Below are 19443 nucleotides of genomic sequence, written 5' to 3'. Positions count from 1 at the left end.
AAAAAAATATTCAAATGTCAAATCAAGCGGCCAGATCCGCTTCCGAGGTAAATGAGTCGGCATAAAATTCGTCAGCCGGTAACTGGCAAAGTGCCGCAAAGTCACGTTTTGCTGATTCGACCACAATGGGAGCACCGCAGGCATACACCTGGTAGCCCGACATATCGGCGTGGTCAGCGATGACAGCCTGATGGACAAAGCCGCTGCGACCAGACCAGTTGTCTTCTGGCAATGCATCGGAGATGACGGGAGTATATGTAAAATGTGGCAACTCTGTCGCCCATTGCTGGCACAAGGCATGCATGTACAGATCTGCCGGACGGCGGCCACCCCAATAGAGATGGACAGGACGTGTTGATTCTATATGGATCAATTGCTCGACCAGGGCCTTGATGGGAGCGAAACCGGTGCCGGAAGCCAGCAGGATGATAGGTTTGTCACTGTCTTCTCGCAGGAAGAAAGTACCTTGCGGGCCTTCAAAGCGCAGGATGTCACGCTCTTTCAGAGTCGAGAATACCTGGTCGGTAAACAGGCCACCCGGCATGTGACGTACATGCAGGGTGATGTGTTCGTCGAGGTGAGGTGCGTTGGCCATGCTATAGCTGCGGCGCTTGCCATCCCTCAGCATGAATTCTATATACTGACCGGCGCGGTATTGCAGGCGTTCATTGGCGGGCAGTTGCAGGGCGATCAGCATCACGTCTTCAGACAGTTTTTCCAGCTTTGCAATGCGGCTGGGCATTTTCTTGACCGGATAATCGCCGTCAGCGACGATTTCACGCGCCTCTATATTGAGGTCAGCCTCAGGTCTGGCGCAGCAAAACAAGGCCATGCCCTGTGCTTCTTCTTCCTCAGGCAGGGCGCGTTGCTGATGCGGGCCGTGGACGAGCTTGCCGCTGACGACCTTGCCCTTGCAGGAACCGCAGGCGCCGTTTTTGCAACCATAAGGCAGGATGATGCCGGAACGCAGGGCCGCAGCCAGTACGGTTTCATCGGCTTCGCATTGAAATTGGCGACCACTGGGCGATACAGTTACTTGAAAAGTCATACAATCCTGTACATGAAAAAAAAATTAAATAAAATCGGCAAGCCACGCCTGCTGATCATAGGTTGCGGCGACGTAGGCATGCGATTGTTGCCGTTATTGCGTGAGCGTTTCCGCATTTATGCACTGACCAGTCAGTCCAGCCGCTTCGACGAACTGCGTGCAGCTGGCGCTGTACCAGTATTGGCTAACCTTGATCAGGCGCACACCCTGGCTCGTCTGGCAGGTCTGGCAAGCTGGGTCGTACACCTGGCGCCACCACGCAATGAAGGTGAAACAGATCAGCGCACACAAAATTTGACCGCCATTTTACCTGACAAGAGCCGCCTTGTTTATGTCAGCACGACAGGTGTGTATGGCGACTGTGGTGGTGCAATGTTTGATGAAACCCGGCCAGTCAGGCCACAGAATGCCAGGGCGAGGCGACGGGTAGCGGCTGAAGCCAGTTTGCGCGCCTGGGCCAGACGTACCCGTTCGACTTTGTCCATATTACGCGTACCAGGGATTTATGCAGCCGACAGGTTGCCGATTGAGCGTTTGCAAAAAGCTACGCCTGCGTTGTCAGCGCAGGATGATGTTTTTACCAACCATATTCATGCGGACGACCTGGCTGCCCTGATCAGGCTGGCTCTGTTTCGCGCGGCACCGAATCGTGTCTATCATGCCGTTGATGATAGTGAACTCAAGATGGCAGCCTATTTTGACCTGGTAGCGGATGCTTTTGAGCTGCCCCGTCCGCCACGTCTGCCACGGGACGAACTGGCGCAGCAAGTCAGCCCGGTCCTGTTGTCCTTCATGTCTGAGTCGCGACGCATGAGTAATGAGCGCATCAAAACCGAGCTGGGTGCACGCTTGCTTTATGCTTCGGTTGCAGATGGGGTTGCCGCGGCTGCTTCTGCATGCAAATCGACTATCGGCAAGATGATAAAGAAGCATGAGCCTTGAGCTTCCTGGCTGGTGAAGCCTATCTGTCCACCCATTTTTTCTATCATGGTTTTGGACAGGCTCAGTCCTAGACCAGTACCGGCATATTTACGGGCAGACTTGGCGTCTTCCTGGGTAAATTTCTGGAAGATGCTGCTTTTGAATTCTTCCGATATGCCTATGCCGTAGTCTTGTACTTCTACTTTGACCTTGTCTTTGTGGACGATGATGCGTACATCGACCTGGCCATTCTCGCCTGAAAACTTGATGGCATTTGAAAGCAGATTCGTGACTACCTGTATGAATCGCTGGCTATCCACCCTGACCATCACAACCTGGTCCAGTTGCATGCTGTAGCGCAAGCCTATGCCAAAGCTTTGTGCATAACCGAGATTGGCCTGTATCGTCTGTTGAATCAGATCAGGCAGGGAAGCAATTTCAAAATGAAATTGCATGTTGCCATATTCCAGCTTCTCAAAGTCGAGCAGATCGTTGATCAGGGTGGTCAGGCGCGAGGCATTATCATTCGCCATCAACAACAGGGATTGCGCCTTGTCAGGGATGGCGCCTGCGACACCACCAACCAGCAAACCAAGCACGCCACGTATTGATGTCAGTGGTGTTCGCAACTCATGTGAAACGGCAGAGACAAATTCTGTCTTCAGTTTTTCTATGCGTTTCTTTTCAGACAGGTCGTGCAAAATAATGACGTGCAATACCTTGGCGCCCAGATGAACACGTGTGATGGCCAGTTCAACAGGGATGAATTGTCCGTCTTTCTGTTGCGCCAGCAATTCTTGCCGACTGTTTTTTTCAGCTTCCGTCAATATGTCTTCAGTGTGGACAGGTCGCAGATGGCTCTCCAGAAATTCCTGCGCTGCCTGGTCCGGGAAAAGGCTGCGTATGTTCATGGAGACCAGTTTGTCATGCACATATTTGAGCAGAATTTCTGCCGAATGATTGGCCGATTCTATGATGCCTTTTTCATCCGTGGTCAGTATTCCTTCGGCCGCATTGTCGAGTATGGTGCGCAGGCGTTCTTCACTATGATGGAGTTGCGCAGTTCTTTGTGCAACCAGATTTTCTATGCCAAAGGTATGGGCTGTTGCCACAAGCAGGTAGGCACCGAGCAAGCCGGTAAACAACAGTCCGCCTATCATGGTTATCCAGGTGATCCAGGCAATATGTGAGCGCCAGTATTCGGTAGAAGGCTGGGCAATGAAAGCGTATTGTTTTCCGCCGAAATTGATGGTGGACTGGAACAGGAAGCGGTGGTCAAGCTGGTTAATCTCGTCAACGAAAACGCCTTTTTTACTGGGGTAGGACAGGTCGTAAAACTTGATATGGACATTACTCAAGTCTTCATACGACAGAATTTCCTTGATGACGCCGTCCATCCTGATCATGCTGACTGCCGCACCAGAAAATGCTGCCTTGCGCTGCTCCATGTTAGTGACTGTCTTGCCATTTGAATAAACCGGTGCGCACAGCAATACCTGCAGTTGCTGCCTGCCATTACTGTCTATCGTGGCAATCGGGTCCGATACGGTGAGGTTACCGCTGTCGCGTGCATCTTCAATCGCATTCCTGAGTACCACGCTTGATCCCATGTCATAGCCAAACATGTGACTGTTTTCAGCGAAAGGCTCCAGATAGCGGATAGGGTAATAATCATCCCTGATACTGGCTTCTATCAGATTTTTCTGTGTGTCAATTTCATGTATCTGAAAGCTGGCATAACCTTCCCTCAGTACTGACACCTCGAATTTTTCCCTTTGCTGATGTGTGACCCTGGGTACCCAGGACAGGTAAGAAATGGCTTTCTGGTTTTGCAGGGTATGGCTGACGAAGGTGGCAAAATCACTGCGGCTGACTTCGATGGAACTGGCGTACAGACGCTCTATGTTATGCAGAATGTCAGAATGACTATCCAGCCGGTTTTGCAGGTTTTGTCCTACACGTTCTGCCTTCAGGCGGAATTCCAGTTGTTGCTTCTGCTCTTCGCGGTAACGGGTAAACGTAAAGGCGGTAATCACCAGCAACAGGCAGACCAGCAGGGGCAGCAAGACGTTCCAGCGTCTGGCAAACCAGATTTCTCTTGGTTTGCCAAAAATGACCATGACGATAGGTGTGACGGTCAGTACACCGAAGGTGTCGCCAGTCCACCAGCCTATCCAGTTATTGAGAAATTCTGACCAGGCTATCACGCCAAGGCTGGCCAGTGCCGTGACGCTGATGCTGGCGTTGACCAGGCAGGCAACCGCGCCGCCATAGATAAAAAACCAGAAAATCGCCTTGTCGGTATCAAGGGCAAGATTGCCTTGCAGTTTTCTGGTGATCAGCCTGTAACCCAATGCTGCCTGCAAGGACGCTCCGCCGGCAACGATGGCGGACGCCAGGATGGAGCTGCCGCTTATAGCGCCCGAAAAATCGAGGTTGATCAGGATGTTGGCGATAAAGGCGCCGGCGGCGACGCCTGGTAAAAGGCGGTAGCCACTGGTCAGCACCATGCCAAGGGCGACGCCGGCTGGCGGGTAAATCGCGATCGAATAACCGGGTGGAATGGCAAGCAAAAGCGAAAGGCGACCAAGCACCGCATAGACAATGGCGACTGCCAGTATTTTCTGGAACAGTCGCTGGGTATCATTTGCCGGCGTTGAATGCATTCCTTTTCACCTTGGAAAACTGCAACAGGAGCTACAAGACGTCGCTACAAAATTCTATTGACAGACCAGGCAATCAAGTCCAATAAGCTTAAATCAGGGAAGAAGTGACTTTCAATACCTCATCTGCTGTGGTCACCCCTTCTATGATCTTATAAGCACCGGCTATGCGCAAGGGTTTCATTTCATCCTTGATGCTTTGCGCACGCAGGGCATGGATGTCGGCATTTTCGGTGATCAGTTTGCTGAAAGGCAGGGTGACGGTCAACAATTCATACAGGCCGGTACGTCCCATGAAGCCAGTCTGGCGACATTCAGGGCAGCCCACCGGGCGATACACTTTTTCCGGTTTGGCTATGCCCCATCCTTCGGCCAGCGTTTCCCATACGGCGTCCTGCATTTCTCCGTCATCGGTCTTGCAGTGTACGCACAGGGTACGAACCAGACGCTGCGCCAGGATGCCGATGATGGTGGCCTCCAGCAGATAGTATGGCACGCCAAGTTCAAGCAGACGCATGATGGCTGATGGCGCGTCATTGGTATGCAGGGTGGACAGGACCAGATGGCCTGTCAGGGCAGCCTGTATGGCCATCTCTGCCGTGGGCAGGTCGCGAATCTCACCGACCATGATAATGTCGGGATCCTGACGCATCAGGGCGCGTATGCCGTCGGCAAAGCCCAGGTCTATCGATGACTGCACCTGCATCTGGTTGAACGAGCCTTCCACCATCTCGATAGGGTCTTCGACGGTACAGACATTGACGTCGGGTGTCGCCAGCGCTTTCAGCGTAGTGTACAGGGTCGTGGTTTTGCCGGAACCGGTAGGGCCGGTGACCAGGATAATGCCGTGCGGTTTGCTGGTCAGGTGATCCCAGCGCCTGGCGTCGTTGATGGGGAAGCCCAGTTCAGGCAGGGTCTTGACCACGACTTCCGGGTCAAAAATACGCATAACCATTTTTTCGCCAAACACGGTTGGCAAGGTGGACAGACGTAATTCAACCTCTTGCCCGTCATTGGTCCTGGTCTTGATACGGCCATCTTGTGGGCGGCGTTTTTCAATCACGTCCATACGGCCCAGCAGTTTGATGCGGGCCGTCATCGCAATCATGATGGTTGCCGGCACCTGGTACACCTGGTGCAGTACGCCGTCGATACGAAAGCGGATGATAGAGATATCACGCTTGGGTTCCAGATGAATATCCGAAGCACGCTGGTCAAAGGCAAACTGCCACAGCCAGTCGACAATATTGACGATGTGCTGGTCATTGGCGTCAACCTGCTTGTTGGTCTTGCCAATTTCGATGAGCTGCTCAAAGTTCTGGCGCAGATTGGCGTCATTTTTGTTTGCCTTGCGCGCATCCTTGATCGATTTCGCCAGTGAAAAGAATTGTACGATGTACTGTGAAATCTCCAGGGGATTCGCCATGACCAGGCGTATTTCCTTCCGGGTGAATTTCAGTATTTCTTGCTGCCACTCGGTGTTATAAGGCTCGGTCGTGGCGATGACGACAGTGGATGAAGTCGATTCAACCGGCAAAATGTTGAAGCGTGTCGCGTACGATGAAGACATCACGTCAGACACGCTGGTGAAATCGATTTTCAAAGGATCAATACGATAGAAGGGCACATTTACCTTGCCAGCCACCCATTCAGTCAGCCAGTCAAGCGTCAGCAGGATATGCGGCTCTTTGGCAGCATGAATTTTCGCCTGTGCTACGGCAGTCAGGGGATGCATGGTTGCCGGGCCATTTTTAAGTATGCCCTGGGTAGCATGAAACTGGACTTTGGCTTCTTCTTTCGGGATGACACCGTCGGCCATCAGCCAGGTGAAAATTTGCTGCAAATTCAGGCTACGGTGTGCTGTTTTGTTCATGGATTATGGCCGTTTCTGTCTATTTATTTTGGGTCACAAGCTGCCTTGAGTCCGTTGACCCAGGATTTGGCAGGCAATTTGGTATTGGCTTTGATTTGTTCCGCTTTTTCATACAGTGCAGCAAAATCCAGCTCAGGCTTTTGCTTGAAAGCGAGCGCCACGACATTGCCTTCATGGACTTCCGGCAGACAGAGCACCTGCTCAAAGGCAAAACGCATGGCTTTCAGATTGCGGGCATAGCTGGGGTGGTCGCCGAACAGGTTGACCGTCAATATACCTTCATCTGTGAGGCAGTTGGCGCAGGCCTGGTAAAATTCGGCGCTGTCGAGAACCGGGCCGCGCGCCGTTGCATCGTACAGATCTGCCTGTATCGCATCAAAACGACCGTGATTGCCGGTGTCATCAACGAAGTCCATCGCATCCATTTCCAATACTTGCAGGCGCTCATCGTTTTGCGGTAACTTGAACATGCTCTCGCAAATCGCGATCACGGAAGGGTTGAGTTCAACCGTAGTCACCTGCGCCGATTCAAACTGGCGATAGCAAAATTTGGTCAGGGCTCCTGTCCCCAGGCCCAGTTGCACTATATGCTGTGGCGTGTCGATGAACAGCATCCAGGCCATCATCTGTTGCGCATATTCGAGCTCTATCGCATCGGGTTTGCGCAGACGCATGGCGCCCTGCACCCATTCCGTACCAAAGTGCAGAAAACGTACGCCATCAAGCTCGGACAGCGTCACCGGGGCGAATTTGGGTTTGCGGCCAGGTTTTTTCAGTGCCGCAGCTTTGGGGCCGGAGCGATGATTGCCCTCGGCCTCTATGGATTTTCGTTTAATTAGCATCTGCGTATTTTAACCAGTCAGGCTGCGCTTAAAAAGCAAATTTACATCATTCCAGGTACAGGGCAGTGTTTTCACTGGAAAATCAAGCCAAGTGCTGGTTTTTTTGCGGGGCCGCAATACCTTCCGCCGCCACACATGTATGCTGGCGTTACAGTTGTAAATATTTTATTGCGCAGTTGTGGTGCCTGATCGGTTAAAATCCTGCCCTTTTTCCCCTTTCCTGTTTCTGCTTCTGTGGTTTTTGGTACGGGAACGTGGTCAGCAGACGCCCGTACTTCAAATGTCTGCGCTTCAAATAAATCTGCAAAATGAAATATAAGAAAATCCTGGTACAGGCTCTGTTGCTGTTGATTTTGGTCGGTGGTACGGCCGCGGTATTGTTCCGGCAGGGACCGGTTGACACGGCCAAGCCGGAGGTCTTCAATGCTGACACCGCCATGCTGGCAATTTTTGGCACCTACAATGAAAAGCAGCACGGTGTTTTGCTGCCAGAAAAGAATACCCGCAACTGGGACATGAAAGAGGCCGATACCCTGGCCACAGCCTTGCTCACGGCAACATATACCGAAGGTGGCCAGAAAAAAGCCGTGCTGGCTGTGCAGCGCCAGCAAATACTTGATGGCGTGGTGGAAGAAAACCACGCCACGGCAGCACAGATATCCGTGTACATTTTTGCCCATGATGGCAGGCAATGGGTATTTGAAAAAGGTAAGAAGGAAGTCGCTACGGCAGGTTCACACGGCTCTGCGCCAGGCAGTCGCCTGATACGTCTGGGGCAGGATAAATATGGCTTGCTGTTTGAAGGTGGTGATGTGCACCAGGGCTATACGAATGACTATGCCTTCCTGATTGCCTTGAGTGACACCAAACCGGGTAAGGTACTGGATCTTGATACTGGCGGCAGTAATAGCGGGACTTGCAGCGACGATCCTGCCGAACAGGGTGACAGCGGCATGCGTGCATGTTGGGAGCGTACGAGCAAGATCAGTTTTGTACAAAAAGACAATGATGACTACTTTGTGCTGAAACTAAGCACGATCAGCAATGAAGGTGCTGACGACAAGCGCAACAAGAAAAAGACCGAGCAATATTATGTGCGCACGGATAGTGGCTACAAACTCAGCAAGGATGGCAGCCTGAAAAACGCCAGGCCTGTCGCTGACGAAATTGTCTACCACGCTGGCGAAACCCAGTTGTTGGCAGATACCATCCCTGCCATGCCAAGAACGGTAGTGAAATAAGCGCAGTCTGCGAGTGGTTAAAACGGCAGCAATTGCTGCCATAAACGCAGTTTCTCTTTGTATGCCAGGGTATAGGCAGGACTGCTGGAAGGCAACTGCACTATCCGGTAATCGCGTGCCTGTTGTCCCAATATTTTCAAACCCAGTTTTGCTGCAGTGCCACCATTGAAGGCGATTGTCTTCAGTTGTGGCAGGGTTTTCAACAAGCCGGGCAAGTCATTGTCACTGCGTTCACGTATGCTGCTGTCTAGGCTGCCCTGACGTTGCGCCTCGGCGACCACATCCCACAAACCCACGCCGTGCGCCTGCAATGTCTGCAGGCGTGCTGGATAAGCCAGCACCAGCAAGTCTTGCTCAAGCAGGGCTGACATCAGTGTCCAGAAACGATTTTGCCTGTTGGCATAATATTGTTGTTGTGCCAGCGATGTCTCACCTGGCAGGCTGCCCAGTATTAATAGCCGGGTTTGCCGGTTGGTTACCGGGTCAAAACAACGTTTGCGTGCATCAGTGATTGCTGTTGTTATTGCTTTTGCCGTCAACCTAAGCTCCTGATAAACCGTTATAGCGAGATAACCGTTGAAAGTGTCGGGAAATTTGTGAAGGAGTTTATCTTGAAACGCATATTGATGTTGGTCGTAGTCGCAAGCTTGAGCGCCTGTGCCGTTCATACGCATAATTCGGGCAGCATATATGGTCCAAGACAGGTGCAGAATGAGCAGACTGTGCGCATGGGCTATGTGGAGTCGGTTCGCGAAGTAATGATAGATAGGGGGCAGAGCGGCGTTGGTACAGCTGCTGGTGCAGCATTGGGCGGGCTGGCTGCCGGTTCTGCCATTGGCAAGGGTAATGGCGCTGTTGCTGCAGCAATAGTCGGCGCTGTTGCCGGTGGGATGATAGGCCAGAACATGGAAAGAAATGCCAGTATGGTGCGCGGTCTGGAAATCACAGTCAGGCTTGACAATGGCGATCTGAAAGCGATCACCCAGGATGCTGATGAGCCGTTTCAGTCAGGTGAACGCGTACGTTTGCTGTCGAATGGCCGCACTACGAGGGTCACACACTGAGTGACACATTAAGTAAAATTTCGGACAAAGTCTGTTTCAAAATTCCACCCACAAAACGACCGGCATGTCTGGTCGTTTTTGCCATATTGGACTATGCTATCCCTATCGTCCCATGTATTCAGGTCATGCCTGAAACAACAGGAACATTGTCAGGAACAACGCCATTGATAATGAGGAGTCCAGCTAAGGAGATTGACATGAAAAAGTTTGCTACTACTGTGATTATTGCTACTGCCCTGGTGGGGCAGGTACAAGCCGGTGAAGTCAAGGTCACCTGGCAGGATCCAGAAAAATATACCGACATTCGTCCCAGCAATGAAACCAAGACTGATTTCAGAGATCGTGTGATCAAGGAACTGGATCAGGTATTTGTTGATCTTGCCAAAAAGCTGCCGGATGGTTATCAATGGGATGTTAATGTGACCGACGTTGACCTGGCAGGCGATGTCCGGCCTTTCTTCCATCGCTCCATGAATGATGTGCGCGTGATCAAGGATTTGTATTGGCCGCGCATGAATTTTACTTATGAGCTAAAGGATGCCGAAGGCAAGAGCGTCGCATCAGGTACGGAAGATGTCAAAGACATGGGTTTCATGTTGCGCCTGGGTGTTGCTACCGGTCATACCAGCTTCCAGTTTGAAGAGCAGATGTTGCGCGACTGGTTCAAACGCCAGCAGCGTGACAAGGTTTTCCCAGAGCGCTCAGATAAATAAGCGGCTGACAAAGGGCATTGTAAGATATCGGTCAATGAAAAACGAACTCTTCGCAGAGTCCGTTTTTTTTATTGTCGCCGCTCTTCAGGTAAGCAGGCACGGCAGAGTACTTATTTACTCAATAACATTTCATTGAGACGTTTGACGAAACTGCTGGGGTCGCTCAGATTGCCGCCTTCAGCCAACAAGGCCTGGTCAAACAGGATATGTGACCAGTCGGCAAATTTGGCTTCTTCGTATTTGAGCTTTTGTACCAGCGGGTGATCAGGATTGACTTCCAGGATAGGTTTGGATTCTGGCGCGCTTTGACCGGCGGCTTTCAGCATGCGAGCCAGGTTACCTGACAGGTCATGCTCATCCGCTACCAGGCAGGCCGGTGAATCTGTCAGACGGAAGGTCACGCGTACGTCCTTGGCCTTGTCAGCCAGCGCGGTTTTCATCTTTTCTACCAGGTCCTTGAACTCGGTTTCGGTTGCTTCGTGCTGTTTCTTTTCTGCTTCATCTTCAAGTTGACCCAGATCCAGACCACCTTTGGCGACAGAAGCCAGTTCCTTGCCTTCGAACTCAGTCAGGTAAGACAGCATCCATTCATCGACGCGATCGGTCAACAGCAGAACTTCGACACCTTTTTTACGGAAGATTTCCAGGTGCGGGCTGTTCTTGGCGGTTGCATAGCTTTCTGCCGTCACATAGTAAATCTTGTCCTGACCTTCTTTGGCGCGACCCAGGTAGTCTGCCAGTGACACGGTTTGTGCATCGCTGTCATTATGGGTGGAGGCAAAACGCAACAGCTTGGCGATACGGTCTTTATTGGCATGGTCTTCACCTATACCTTCTTTCAGTACCTGGCCGAATTCTTTCCAGAATGTCGTGTATTTGTCTTTCTTGGTCTGTGCGTCATCACCGTCAGCATTGGCCAGGTCTTCCAGCATGCCAAGTACACGCTTGGTCGAGCCTTCACGTATTGCCTTGATGTCACGACTTTCCTGCAGGATTTCGCGTGAGACATTCAATGGCAGATCGTTCGAGTCGATAACGCCTTTGACAAAGCGCAGATAGACCGGCATCAACTGTTCTGCATCATCCATGATGAAGACACGTTTTACGTACAGCTTGATGCCACCGCGTTTGTTGCGGTCCCACATATCAAATGGTGCACGGGAAGGGATGTACAGCAATTGCGTGTATTCACTCCGACCTTCAACACGGTTGTGCGTATGTGTTAGCGGAGCGGTGTAGTCATGTGATACATGCTTGTAGAACTCGTCATATTGCTCAGGGGTGATCTCAGACTTGCTGCGTGCCCATAGGGCACTGGCCTGGTTGACTGTTTCCAGTTCATCTTTGAGGACTTGCTCTTTCTTTTCTTCATCCCATTCTTCTTTCTGCATCTTGATGGGCAGCGAGATATGGTCGGAATACGTGCGGATGACGGATTTCAGTTTCCAGGCAGAGAGGAATTCATCTTCACCTTCACGCAAATGCAGGGTGATGCTGGTACCACGGCCAACTTTTTCTATATCTTCAACGCTGAAATCACCTGCACCTTCGGATTCCCAACGTACCGCCTGGTCAGCTGGCAAGCCGGCACGGCGCGATTCAACTGTGATGCGGTCGGCAACGATGAAGCCTGAGTAAAAACCGACGCCGAACTGACCTATCATGGCGGCATCTTTTTGCTGGTCGCCGGACAGTTTGCCAAAAAATTCCTTGGTGCCAGATTTTGCTATCGTGCCCAGATGCTCAATCGCATCAGCCTTGCTCATGCCTATGCCATTGTCGGCAATGGTAATAGTCCGTGCCGCCTTATCAAAGCTGACCTGGATTTGCAGTTCAGGATCATTTTCAAACAGGCTGGCATTGTTGATCGCTTCAAAGCGCAATTTATCCGAGGCATCGGACGCATTCGAAATCAGTTCGCGTAAAAAGATTTCCTTGTTGGAATACAAGGAATGAATCATCAATTGCAACAACTGCTTTACTTCGGCCTGAAAGCCCAGGGTTTGCTTTTCTGACATGGTTTCCCTCAAAGATTTCATTGATATAAGTGTTTATCGGCTGCGCACCACCAGGTTCTGGCTGGCTATGCATGAGCAGGCAAATGAGGCCGTTTCCCGAGATTTCAAGATAATTGTTTAAAACGCATGGAAATATTGCTGTTTATCCATCCTTATCAGGCTTTCCGGGGAGCATGCAGAGAGAAATATTCACAACAGGCAGCAAACTTGCCCAAGCCAGGTATTTTTTATCCAGGCCATGTCAATGATTTGTGATTTATACAAAATCTCGCTAGACTCTACTGTAAGTCCTTGTCGGCATTTTGCAGGTGGAGCGTGATCAATGTTGCCCAAAGTATTGAGTTCGCTATTCTTTTGCCTGGTATGCGGTTTGGTACAGACTGCACAAGCCGTTAATCTGTATTTGACAGAGGTTGCCCCTTTCGCCTTTTTTAAAGAAGGCAGGAAAGTTTATGATGGTATCAACGTACGCATAGCCAATGAATTGCGCAGGCGCTCAGGTGTTGCCATAGAATTGGTCATCGTACCCAGTTCCCGTCATATTTTGCTGTTTCCTGCTGACACTGAGGCATACAGCATTTCCCAGGCAGAGAATTTCACTGACCGCGACGGCAGCATCTTGTCAGAGGTAACCCAGTTCCCCATCATCGTGGTTGCCCAGCGTGGCGCGGTGCTGAAAAACTATGAGGATTTGATTAACCTGTCCTCTGAAAAAGGCATAGGCATGATGCGTCGGCTCAGCTATGGAAATTTTGCCCAGGATGAGCGCGTCAAGAAGGTGGAAATCAATACCCTGGAAAACGGTTTGCGCATGCTGGAAATAGGGCGCATTGCCGGCGTTGTCGGCAGCCAACCGGCCATTCTTGCTGCCGCAGAAAAAATCGGTTTGCGCGATATATTGAGTTCTGGTCTGGTGATTTCTTATGGTTCGCATGTCATGCGTGTACGTCCGGAATTTGCTTCCAGTCCGGCTGCCAGGGCCATCAGTTCATCGTTGCTCGCCATGAAGAATGATGGCAGCATTACACGTATTCTTGATGATTTCATGAAAGATCCCAGGTCGGGATCGCAAACCGCCAAATAGCCGGATTATTTACTCACCGCAATTTCTGTCCGCTGCCTGTGGTTTTCTCTTTGCCTCGTCCAAGGGGGGGCTGCAGCTCTATTTATTGCAATCACGTCAATTCGGGTTTTTGTCACACGTCGGTTTTGAGCCTGTCTTGCCTGCATCATAATGCGTCCCTCAGCAAAGCATAGTTGCTGACAGCATCTGTTTCCACTCACTCCGTTCAAGAATTTATAGCCATGCCCTGCCTAGCTTCAAGAAGTCAATTCCCTTATTTTTTCGCATCCTGCCTGACGGGGTTTCTTGCCCGAGACATTCTGGCAGCCGACCTGCCTCTCACCAGTAAGGGTGACATACCTGCGGTGCAAACTGTAGAAGTTACTGGCCCTGGTGCGGTAACACAAAGAAAAAATGATACGGCTGCAAAAATCGTCATCAGCAATGCCGAACTCTTGCAATATGGCGATAATCAGCTGTCAGCAGTACTCAAACGCCAGCCAGGCGTGTCTGTCGTGGGGAATGAGTTGCGCCTGCGCGGTCTTGGAGCCGGTTATACGCAGATATTGTTGAATGGCGACCCGGTCGCCCCTGGGTTTTCCCTCGACAGTATTACACCCGAAATGATAGAACGGGTAGAAATCCTGCGTACCACCACGGCAGAATTCAGTGCGCAGGCAGTCGCCGGCACCATCAATATCATCATGAAAAAAGCACTGAGCCAGGCCCGGAAAGAATTCAAGCTCGGTATTGCCCATGGTGAAAATAACTGGAATCCTTCCTTGTCCATGGAGGTTTCGGATCAATATGGTGGCCTGTCTTATTCCCTGACGGGCGCCTTGTCCAGAACAGGCTATGAAAACAACCCGGTGGTGGAGGAACTTGTCTACGATGATCATGATGCTCTTAACACGCAGCGCCTGATACGGCAAAAGAATCTGGCTGATTTTTTAAGACTGGGACTGACGCCGCGTTTGAACTGGAAACTGGACAATGGTGACACGATCAGCTGGCAGAGCCTGCTCGACTTTTATCGCAATGTGAACTGGGGGGCTGATCATGAGACTTTGACCTTGGGCCAGCATACACAATACCCTGACAATCATTATCGTGCCTCTTCTCACTTGGGCATGCTGCGCAGCGATGTGAACTGGGCGCACAGGATTGATGCGGACAGCAAGCTCAATGCGAAGCTGGGCCTTAACTACAACAAGCGTGAAACCGATTACCAGTTTTATGGTTATCCGGAGTTGCAGCAACAGGCTTTCAATCGCCACGTGGTGTCAAATGCGATTGACAGTAGCCTCAGCAGCAGTGGCAAATACCTGAATCGTTTTTTTGAAACGCATAGCCTTGCTCTGGGCTGGGATGCGACCCAGACGCAACGCAGTGAAGTGCGCCTGCAATACGACAGCCAGCCAGGAGTTGGCAAGATAGATGAACTTGATGAAGAATATCGCGCCGACGTTCGTCGCCTCGCCCTGTTTGCACAGGACGAATGGGATGTCAGCGAGCGCCTGCAAGCCTATCTGGGCTTGCGTTGGGAAGGCTTGAAAACCGACACGACAGGGCGGCTGATGTCTGCCGTACAAACACGATCCAGTGTCTGGAGTCCGGTCATGCAATTGTTGTGGAAGTTGCCGGATCAAGACAAAGACCAATTGCGTTTTGCCCTGTCACGTACCTATAAGGCGCCCTTGACACGCAATCTGGTACCACGCCGTTATACTGCCAATAATGATAATGGCCCCAATAATCCAGACTTCCAGGGTAATCCAGAGCTCTTGCCCGAACTGGCCTGGGGTGCTGACCTGGCGTACGAATCTTATTTTGCCAAAGACAGTATGCTCAGCATTTCTGCCTACGCCAAACGGGTGCAGGATGTGACAGTGCGCAAGCTTTACCAGCAAAATGGTGTATGGATTACTTCACCGTTCAATCAGGGCAGGGCACAAGTTTTTGGCCTGGAAATAGATGCAAAATTTGCCCTGAGCGGTTTTTTAAAAGACGTGCCGCCGCTGGAAGTGCGCATCAATGTTGCACGTAACTGGTCACGTCTAGATGCCATTCCCGGCCCCGACAACCGCCTCAGTGAGCAGGTGCCGCTGACGGGCAATCTCGGCCTCGATTACAGGCGCAGTGCCCGACAGTCCATGGGTTTGAATATGAACATACAAACGGGTGGAACCGTGCAGCAATCAACAGGTTTGCGCACATACAGTAGTGTCAACCGTAACCTCGATGTATATGCGCTATGGAAAATGGAAAACAAGACCCAGTTGCGTCTGTCTGCTACCAATTTGCTGCACCAGGATGTTTTGCAGGCCTCGCAATACAGTGATGCGCAAGGGCGGGTCATACGCAGCAGTACCACACCAGCCAGTGCGAGCATCAAGTTGACGCTGGAGAAGGGCTGGTAGCATTTGCCATGCTCATTAACGGCATGGCCTCATTTCGCTCCCACACCCTTGAAATTTTCGGGATCGAAATCAGCAATATCAATCTTGCCGAAATGCCTGGGTGGTGTGTAGGTTTTTTCTTTTACCTTCTCCGGTTCGGCGGCATGGAAACTTGATTCCGATACCTTGACCAGTTGCCAGGTATCGTCTTTTCTGGAGTAGTTGAACTGGAAGTCATTGGACCAGCGCCAGCCACTGCCACCATAGTGTGAAACCGTAAAAGTTTTCTTGCCTGCTCTCAGGTCAGCAAATGGATCACCAAACACACCGCCGCAGGTGGAGCAGAAAACCACTTTGTCATTGGTCTTGACGACTTTCAGTTTGCCATCCGCCTGGCGGATGGCAATATGCAAAGGGCGCTGGCCATCTGTAAGGGGCTCTTCATCAGGGCGGCTTTTTTGCTTCTCCAGGATAAACACATAATCAAGCCTGTCATCACCATTGAGGTCGGCGGCGACAAAGGCCAGCAATTTGGTTTTGGGCAGTATCAAGGGACGCAGGTCAGCGGGGATGTCCTTGCCCTCTATATAGTCAGCGGCCATGCTGGCTGCCGGCACTGTCAGGCCGGCGGTTGCCACAACCAGAGCGGAGATCAATGTCGTCTGGAATGTAACAGGATTGTTGAACATCTCTATTTTCCTTAATGCTGAATTGAATAAAAGAAGGGGAGAGCCGCGCTCCCCCCCCAACAAAAAACTGGCAAGTATCAATTGCGAATTGCGGCCTTGATTACAATGCCTTGATTTGCATGCCGTCGGCCTTGTCTTCAACTTCATAACCGAGGGCATGCAAGGCGCCGCGCAGACGGTCGGCTTCGGCCCAGTTCTTGGCCTTGCGTGCTGCCTGGCGTTGTTCTGCCAGGTCCTGCACTTCTGCAGGTATCGCCAATACGGCTGGTTGCCATTGTGCCAGGCCCAGGCCAAATACCTTATCGAATTCAGTCAGGGTGGCTTTTTTATCAGCGTCAGGCAGGTCGGCTTTCAGCATTTCCCAGGTCAATGCCAGTGCACGCGGCACATTCAGGTCTTCATTGACGAAGGTGCTGAATTTCTCGCGGAATTCTGCATTGATGCTGCCACCTTCCGGCCAGGCATGATACGTTTCACGCAAACGCTGCAGGGCAGTTTGTGCAGACAGCAGGGCTTCAAAGCTGAACTGCATCTGGCTGCGATAGTGCGCAGTCAGGCACAGGTAGCGGTAAGCCAGCGGGTCTATGTTTTGGTCCAGCAGGGTTTGCAGGCGCAGGAATTCACCGCTGGACTTGGACATCTTGCCAGAATCGATTTGCAAGAAATAGCCATGCATCCAGAAATTGGCCAGACGGGTGCCGTGGCATGCCTGGTTCTGTGCAATCTCGTTGCTGTGGTGAATGGCAATATGATCTTCACCACCGCAATGGATATCAAACCATGGCGTCAGGTACTTGGCCGACATGGCCGAGCACTCTATATGCCAGCCAGGGAAGCCGCGGCCCCAGGGGCTATCCCATTCCATCTGGCGTTGCTCGTCCGGGGGACTGAACTTCCACAGCGCAAAGTCGGTGGCATGCAGTTTTTCGCCTAGTTCTACACGGCTGCCGGCCTTGATGGCGTCACGTTTGATACGCGCCAGAAAGCCATAGTCATCCTGCTTGCTGGTATCAAAATAAATGCCGTCGCTGGTACGATAGGTATAGCCATTTTTTTCTATGGTGGCGATAAAGTCTATCTGCTCGGCGATGTGATCGGTGGCCTTGCACCATATGGCCGGTTCCAGCACATGTAGACGGTTAAGGTCGTCCTTGAAGGCGGCGGTAAAACGGTCGGCAATCTGCCAGGCAGATTCACCGGCCTTGCGGCTGCCTTTTTCCATCTTGTCTTCGCCATCATCACCGTCAGAGACCAGATGGCCTACATCGGTGATGTTGATGACGTGGCGTACCTGATAGCCATTCCATTCGAGTACACGGCGCAGCAAGTCTTCGAACAAATAGGTGCGCAGATTGCCGATGTGAGCATAGTCATACACGGTCGGGCCGCAGCAGTACAGGCCAACCCAGTCTTTGTTCAGGGGGCTGAAGGGGCGCAGGCGGCGTTCCCAATTGTCATAGAGAAGTATGTCCATCGTGATGTAAAGAAATGAAAGTGAAAGATTGTTAAGCCTTGCTTCGCAAAATTGAGCCAGTCAGCTCTGCGCTGGAATGGTCAAACTCAACAACAGTGCGGGTTTGCGCTGAATTTGCTGGTATGAACGGACGTAGCCATGCCGGACTCAGGCTGGAAGCCTGGGCTGTTTTCAGCGTGGTAGTTGTTCATCAGAGGCATATAATAAATTCTGAGATTTTTGGTTCAGGACAAGAATGTAGCATAGATATGCATGGACAGCCAAAATTGCCGTGGCAAAGATGGCAAGCGACTGCCAAAAAATAAAACGGTGCAAGAATGCAAACGAATTATAAAGATGTCAGTGAAGAGAATTATCGTTCGCAATACGTCAAGCAGGACAGGGCGCAATTAAGACGGGTGGTACGCATCATGCTCTGGGCGTTTTTGCCCCTGGCCCTGGTCGACGTGTTGTTCCATGAACTGGCCTGGCCTTTGGCCGCATTGCTGTCGATGCGTCTGCTGGTGTGGGCTTATTCCATGTGGCTGATCAGGCAGTATGCGACGGTCGAAAATGTCCCCAGGCTGGACCGCTATGCTTTTAACTGGATCACGATGGTGCTGGGCATGCAATTCATCAGCAATGCCTGCCTGCCGCCCGATTATTTTGGTCATTATATGGTCGATGCCTGGCTGGTATTGATGGCTTTTATCAGTATGCCTTTGAACCTGAATCTGGTTCGTATTCCCTTGTTCAGTTTTGTGGCCGCCTCCTGCGTGCTGGTGTTATTCAAGCAGGCGCCGACTTTTTCGCAGGGGGCCAGCGTGGTTTTGATCTTGCCTGCCATGGCCATTACCGGCAATGCAATTGCCAGCTACGTCCATCGCTATCGCCGTAAATTACTGAGTGCTGAGCAGGAACTGGAAAGACAGGCCAGCATCGACCCGGTGACCGGCGTTGCCAACTGGCGTGAATTCATGCGCATTTCGGACGTGGAGTTGCAGCGTCATCTGCGCATGGGCAAGCAATTATCCGTACTCGTGCTTGATCTGGATGATTTCAAGCATATCAATGATACCCATGGCCCACAGGTAGGCGACGTGATCCTGGTCGAGGTCAGCCGTCGCGTCAAACGCGCCATGCGTTCTTACGACTGTATTGCCCGCTATAGCGGGGAAGAGTTTTGTGTGCTGCTGCCGGAGGCATCGGCTGAAGATGCCGGCAGGATTGCCGATCGCACCCGTGCTACTGTGCTGGCCATGCCCATCTCTGTGTCTGGCCAGGAAATGAAAGTCAGCGCCAGTGTGCGCACTGCCACTCTGCGTGAAGGTGACACAGCCCTGTCCCTGTTGCGCCGGGCGGGTGAAGGTTTGGACAGTGCCGAGCAGGATGTCAGACAAACTGGTAATCTTCAGGCTGTACCCGTATAAAAAGTGACTGCCTTGACATGCAAAGG

The 19443-nt window shown here is 51.6% G+C and carries 15 protein-coding genes and 2 pseudogenes; 7 read left to right on the top strand and 10 right to left on the bottom strand.

Translation table 11 applies throughout. From position 1 onward, the window contains the following. Positions 1-22 precede the first annotated feature (22 nt). On the bottom strand, positions 23-1048 hold the full coding sequence (locus tag LZ463_RS08555) for a CDP-6-deoxy-delta-3,4-glucoseen reductase (protein WP_241455204.1): 1026 nt from the start codon (positions 1046-1048) through the stop codon (positions 23-25). 12 nt (positions 1049-1060) lie between these two features. Between LZ463_RS08555 and LZ463_RS08550 the strand changes: the two genes are divergently transcribed. After that, positions 1061-1990, top strand: coding sequence for a sugar nucleotide-binding protein (locus LZ463_RS08550; RefSeq protein WP_241455203.1), 930 nt, complete (start codon positions 1061-1063; stop codon positions 1988-1990). Here the strand turns inward: LZ463_RS08550 and LZ463_RS29280 are convergent. From LZ463_RS29280 to LZ463_RS08535, 5 genes and pseudogenes are all read right to left on the bottom strand, one after another. Further along, the gene (locus tag LZ463_RS29280) at positions 1903-2424 is read right to left on the bottom strand and encodes a sensor histidine kinase (RefSeq protein WP_489686097.1); all 522 of its coding nucleotides are present in this window, start codon (positions 2422-2424) and stop codon (positions 1903-1905) included. The genes LZ463_RS08550 and LZ463_RS29280 overlap by 88 nt on opposite strands. Positions 2425-2439: 15 nt before the next feature. Further along, a pseudogene (locus tag LZ463_RS29275) lies at positions 2440-3129 on the bottom strand (PAS domain S-box protein); the annotation flags it as partial. 159 nt (positions 3130-3288) lie between these two features. Beyond that, a pseudogene (locus LZ463_RS29270) lies at positions 3289-4635 on the bottom strand (CHASE domain-containing protein); the annotation flags it as partial. An 88-nt stretch (positions 4636-4723) separates the two neighbouring features. Further along, positions 4724-6505 carry a type IV pilus assembly ATPase TfpB gene (gene tfpB, locus LZ463_RS08540; RefSeq protein WP_241455201.1) on the bottom strand — a complete coding sequence of 594 codons (1782 nt, stop codon included), beginning with the start codon at positions 6503-6505 and terminating at the stop codon, positions 4724-4726. 23 nt (positions 6506-6528) lie between these two features. Next, on the bottom strand, positions 6529-7347 hold the full coding sequence (locus LZ463_RS08535) for a fused MFS/spermidine synthase (protein WP_241455200.1): 819 nt from the start codon (positions 7345-7347) through the stop codon (positions 6529-6531). A 308-nt stretch (positions 7348-7655) separates the two neighbouring features. Here LZ463_RS08535 and LZ463_RS08530 point away from each other — a divergent pair, with 308 nt between their 5' ends. Further along, positions 7656-8588 (top strand): hypothetical protein, encoded by a 933-nt coding sequence (locus LZ463_RS08530; RefSeq protein WP_241455199.1) that lies wholly within the window; start codon positions 7656-7658, stop codon positions 8586-8588. Between the two features lie 17 nt (positions 8589-8605). Here the strand turns inward: LZ463_RS08530 and LZ463_RS08525 are convergent, their stop codons facing one another. After that, positions 8606-9127 carry a DNA-deoxyinosine glycosylase gene (locus LZ463_RS08525; protein ID WP_241455198.1) on the bottom strand — a complete coding sequence of 174 codons (522 nt, stop codon included), beginning with the start codon at positions 9125-9127 and terminating at the stop codon, positions 8606-8608. Between the two features lie 87 nt (positions 9128-9214). Between LZ463_RS08525 and LZ463_RS08520 the strand changes: the two genes are divergently transcribed. Beyond that, complete coding sequence (locus LZ463_RS08520; RefSeq protein WP_489686096.1) at positions 9215-9652, top strand: outer membrane lipoprotein; 438 nt, start codon at positions 9215-9217, stop codon at positions 9650-9652. A gap of 197 nt (positions 9653-9849) precedes the next feature. Next, on the top strand, positions 9850-10365 hold the full coding sequence (locus LZ463_RS08515) for a DUF3016 domain-containing protein (RefSeq protein WP_241455196.1): 516 nt from the start codon (positions 9850-9852) through the stop codon (positions 10363-10365). A gap of 110 nt (positions 10366-10475) precedes the next feature. Here LZ463_RS08515 and htpG read toward each other — a convergent pair whose 3' ends face one another. Continuing rightward, positions 10476-12383: a molecular chaperone HtpG gene (gene htpG / locus LZ463_RS08510; RefSeq protein ID WP_241455195.1), complete on the bottom strand. Its 1908-nt coding sequence runs from the start codon at positions 12381-12383 to the stop codon at positions 10476-10478. 322 nt (positions 12384-12705) lie between these two features. Between htpG and LZ463_RS08505 the strand changes: the two genes are divergently transcribed. Both LZ463_RS08505 and LZ463_RS08500 read left to right on the top strand, forming a co-directional pair. Beyond that, positions 12706-13467 carry a type 2 periplasmic-binding domain-containing protein gene (locus LZ463_RS08505; protein WP_241455194.1) on the top strand — a complete coding sequence of 254 codons (762 nt, stop codon included), beginning with the start codon at positions 12706-12708 and terminating at the stop codon, positions 13465-13467. A 221-nt stretch (positions 13468-13688) separates the two neighbouring features. Next, positions 13689-15866, top strand: a complete 2178-nt coding sequence (locus tag LZ463_RS08500; protein ID WP_241455193.1) for a TonB-dependent receptor plug domain-containing protein — start codon at positions 13689-13691, stop codon at positions 15864-15866. A gap of 29 nt (positions 15867-15895) precedes the next feature. Here the strand turns inward: LZ463_RS08500 and LZ463_RS08495 are convergent, their stop codons facing one another. Both LZ463_RS08495 and cysS read right to left on the bottom strand, forming a co-directional pair. After that, positions 15896-16534, bottom strand: coding sequence for a hypothetical protein (locus LZ463_RS08495; protein ID WP_241455192.1), 639 nt, complete (start codon positions 16532-16534; stop codon positions 15896-15898). Positions 16535-16634: 100 nt separating this feature from the next. Beyond that, on the bottom strand, positions 16635-18008 hold the full coding sequence (gene cysS, locus LZ463_RS08490) for a cysteine--tRNA ligase (protein WP_241455191.1): 1374 nt from the start codon (positions 18006-18008) through the stop codon (positions 16635-16637). 317 nt (positions 18009-18325) lie between these two features. Here cysS and LZ463_RS08485 point away from each other — a divergent pair, with 317 nt between their 5' ends. After that, positions 18326-19417 carry a GGDEF domain-containing protein gene (locus LZ463_RS08485; protein ID WP_241455190.1) on the top strand — a complete coding sequence of 364 codons (1092 nt, stop codon included), beginning with the start codon at positions 18326-18328 and terminating at the stop codon, positions 19415-19417. Positions 19418-19443 lie beyond the last annotated feature (26 nt).

Source organism: Undibacterium paludis, assembly GCF_022568815.1.
Lineage (GTDB): Bacteria > Pseudomonadota > Gammaproteobacteria > Burkholderiales > Burkholderiaceae_D > Undibacterium.
This window is presented reverse-complemented; position numbering and strand designations above follow the sequence as displayed.

Bases quoted from the DNA above. Each gene is read 5' to 3' on its own strand.
- LZ463_RS08500 (WP_241455193.1), top strand. From the start codon at position 13,689: ATGCCCTGCCTAGCTTCAAGAAGTCAATTCCCTTATTTTTTCGCATCC.
- LZ463_RS29280 (WP_489686097.1), bottom strand. From the start codon at position 2,424: ATGCAATTTCATTTTGAAATTGCTTCCCTGCCTGATCTGATTCAACAG.
- LZ463_RS08505 (WP_241455194.1), top strand. From the start codon at position 12,706: ATGTTGCCCAAAGTATTGAGTTCGCTATTCTTTTGCCTGGTATGCGGT.
- htpG (WP_241455195.1), bottom strand. From the start codon at position 12,383: ATGTCAGAAAAGCAAACCCTGGGCTTTCAGGCCGAAGTAAAGCAGTTG.
- LZ463_RS08555 (WP_241455204.1), bottom strand. From the start codon at position 1,048: ATGACTTTTCAAGTAACTGTATCGCCCAGTGGTCGCCAATTTCAATGC.
- LZ463_RS08550 (WP_241455203.1), top strand. From the start codon at position 1,061: ATGAAAAAAAAATTAAATAAAATCGGCAAGCCACGCCTGCTGATCATA.
- LZ463_RS08495 (WP_241455192.1), bottom strand. From the start codon at position 16,534: ATGTTCAACAATCCTGTTACATTCCAGACGACATTGATCTCCGCTCTG.
- LZ463_RS08485 (WP_241455190.1), top strand. From the start codon at position 18,326: ATGCAAACGAATTATAAAGATGTCAGTGAAGAGAATTATCGTTCGCAA.
- LZ463_RS08530 (WP_241455199.1), top strand. From the start codon at position 7,656: ATGAAATATAAGAAAATCCTGGTACAGGCTCTGTTGCTGTTGATTTTG.
- LZ463_RS08535 (WP_241455200.1), bottom strand. From the start codon at position 7,347: ATGCTAATTAAACGAAAATCCATAGAGGCCGAGGGCAATCATCGCTCC.
- LZ463_RS08515 (WP_241455196.1), top strand. From the start codon at position 9,850: ATGAAAAAGTTTGCTACTACTGTGATTATTGCTACTGCCCTGGTGGGG.
- cysS (WP_241455191.1), bottom strand. From the start codon at position 18,008: ATGGACATACTTCTCTATGACAATTGGGAACGCCGCCTGCGCCCCTTC.
- tfpB (WP_241455201.1), bottom strand. From the start codon at position 6,505: ATGAACAAAACAGCACACCGTAGCCTGAATTTGCAGCAAATTTTCACC.
- LZ463_RS08520 (WP_489686096.1), top strand. From the start codon at position 9,215: ATGTTGGTCGTAGTCGCAAGCTTGAGCGCCTGTGCCGTTCATACGCAT.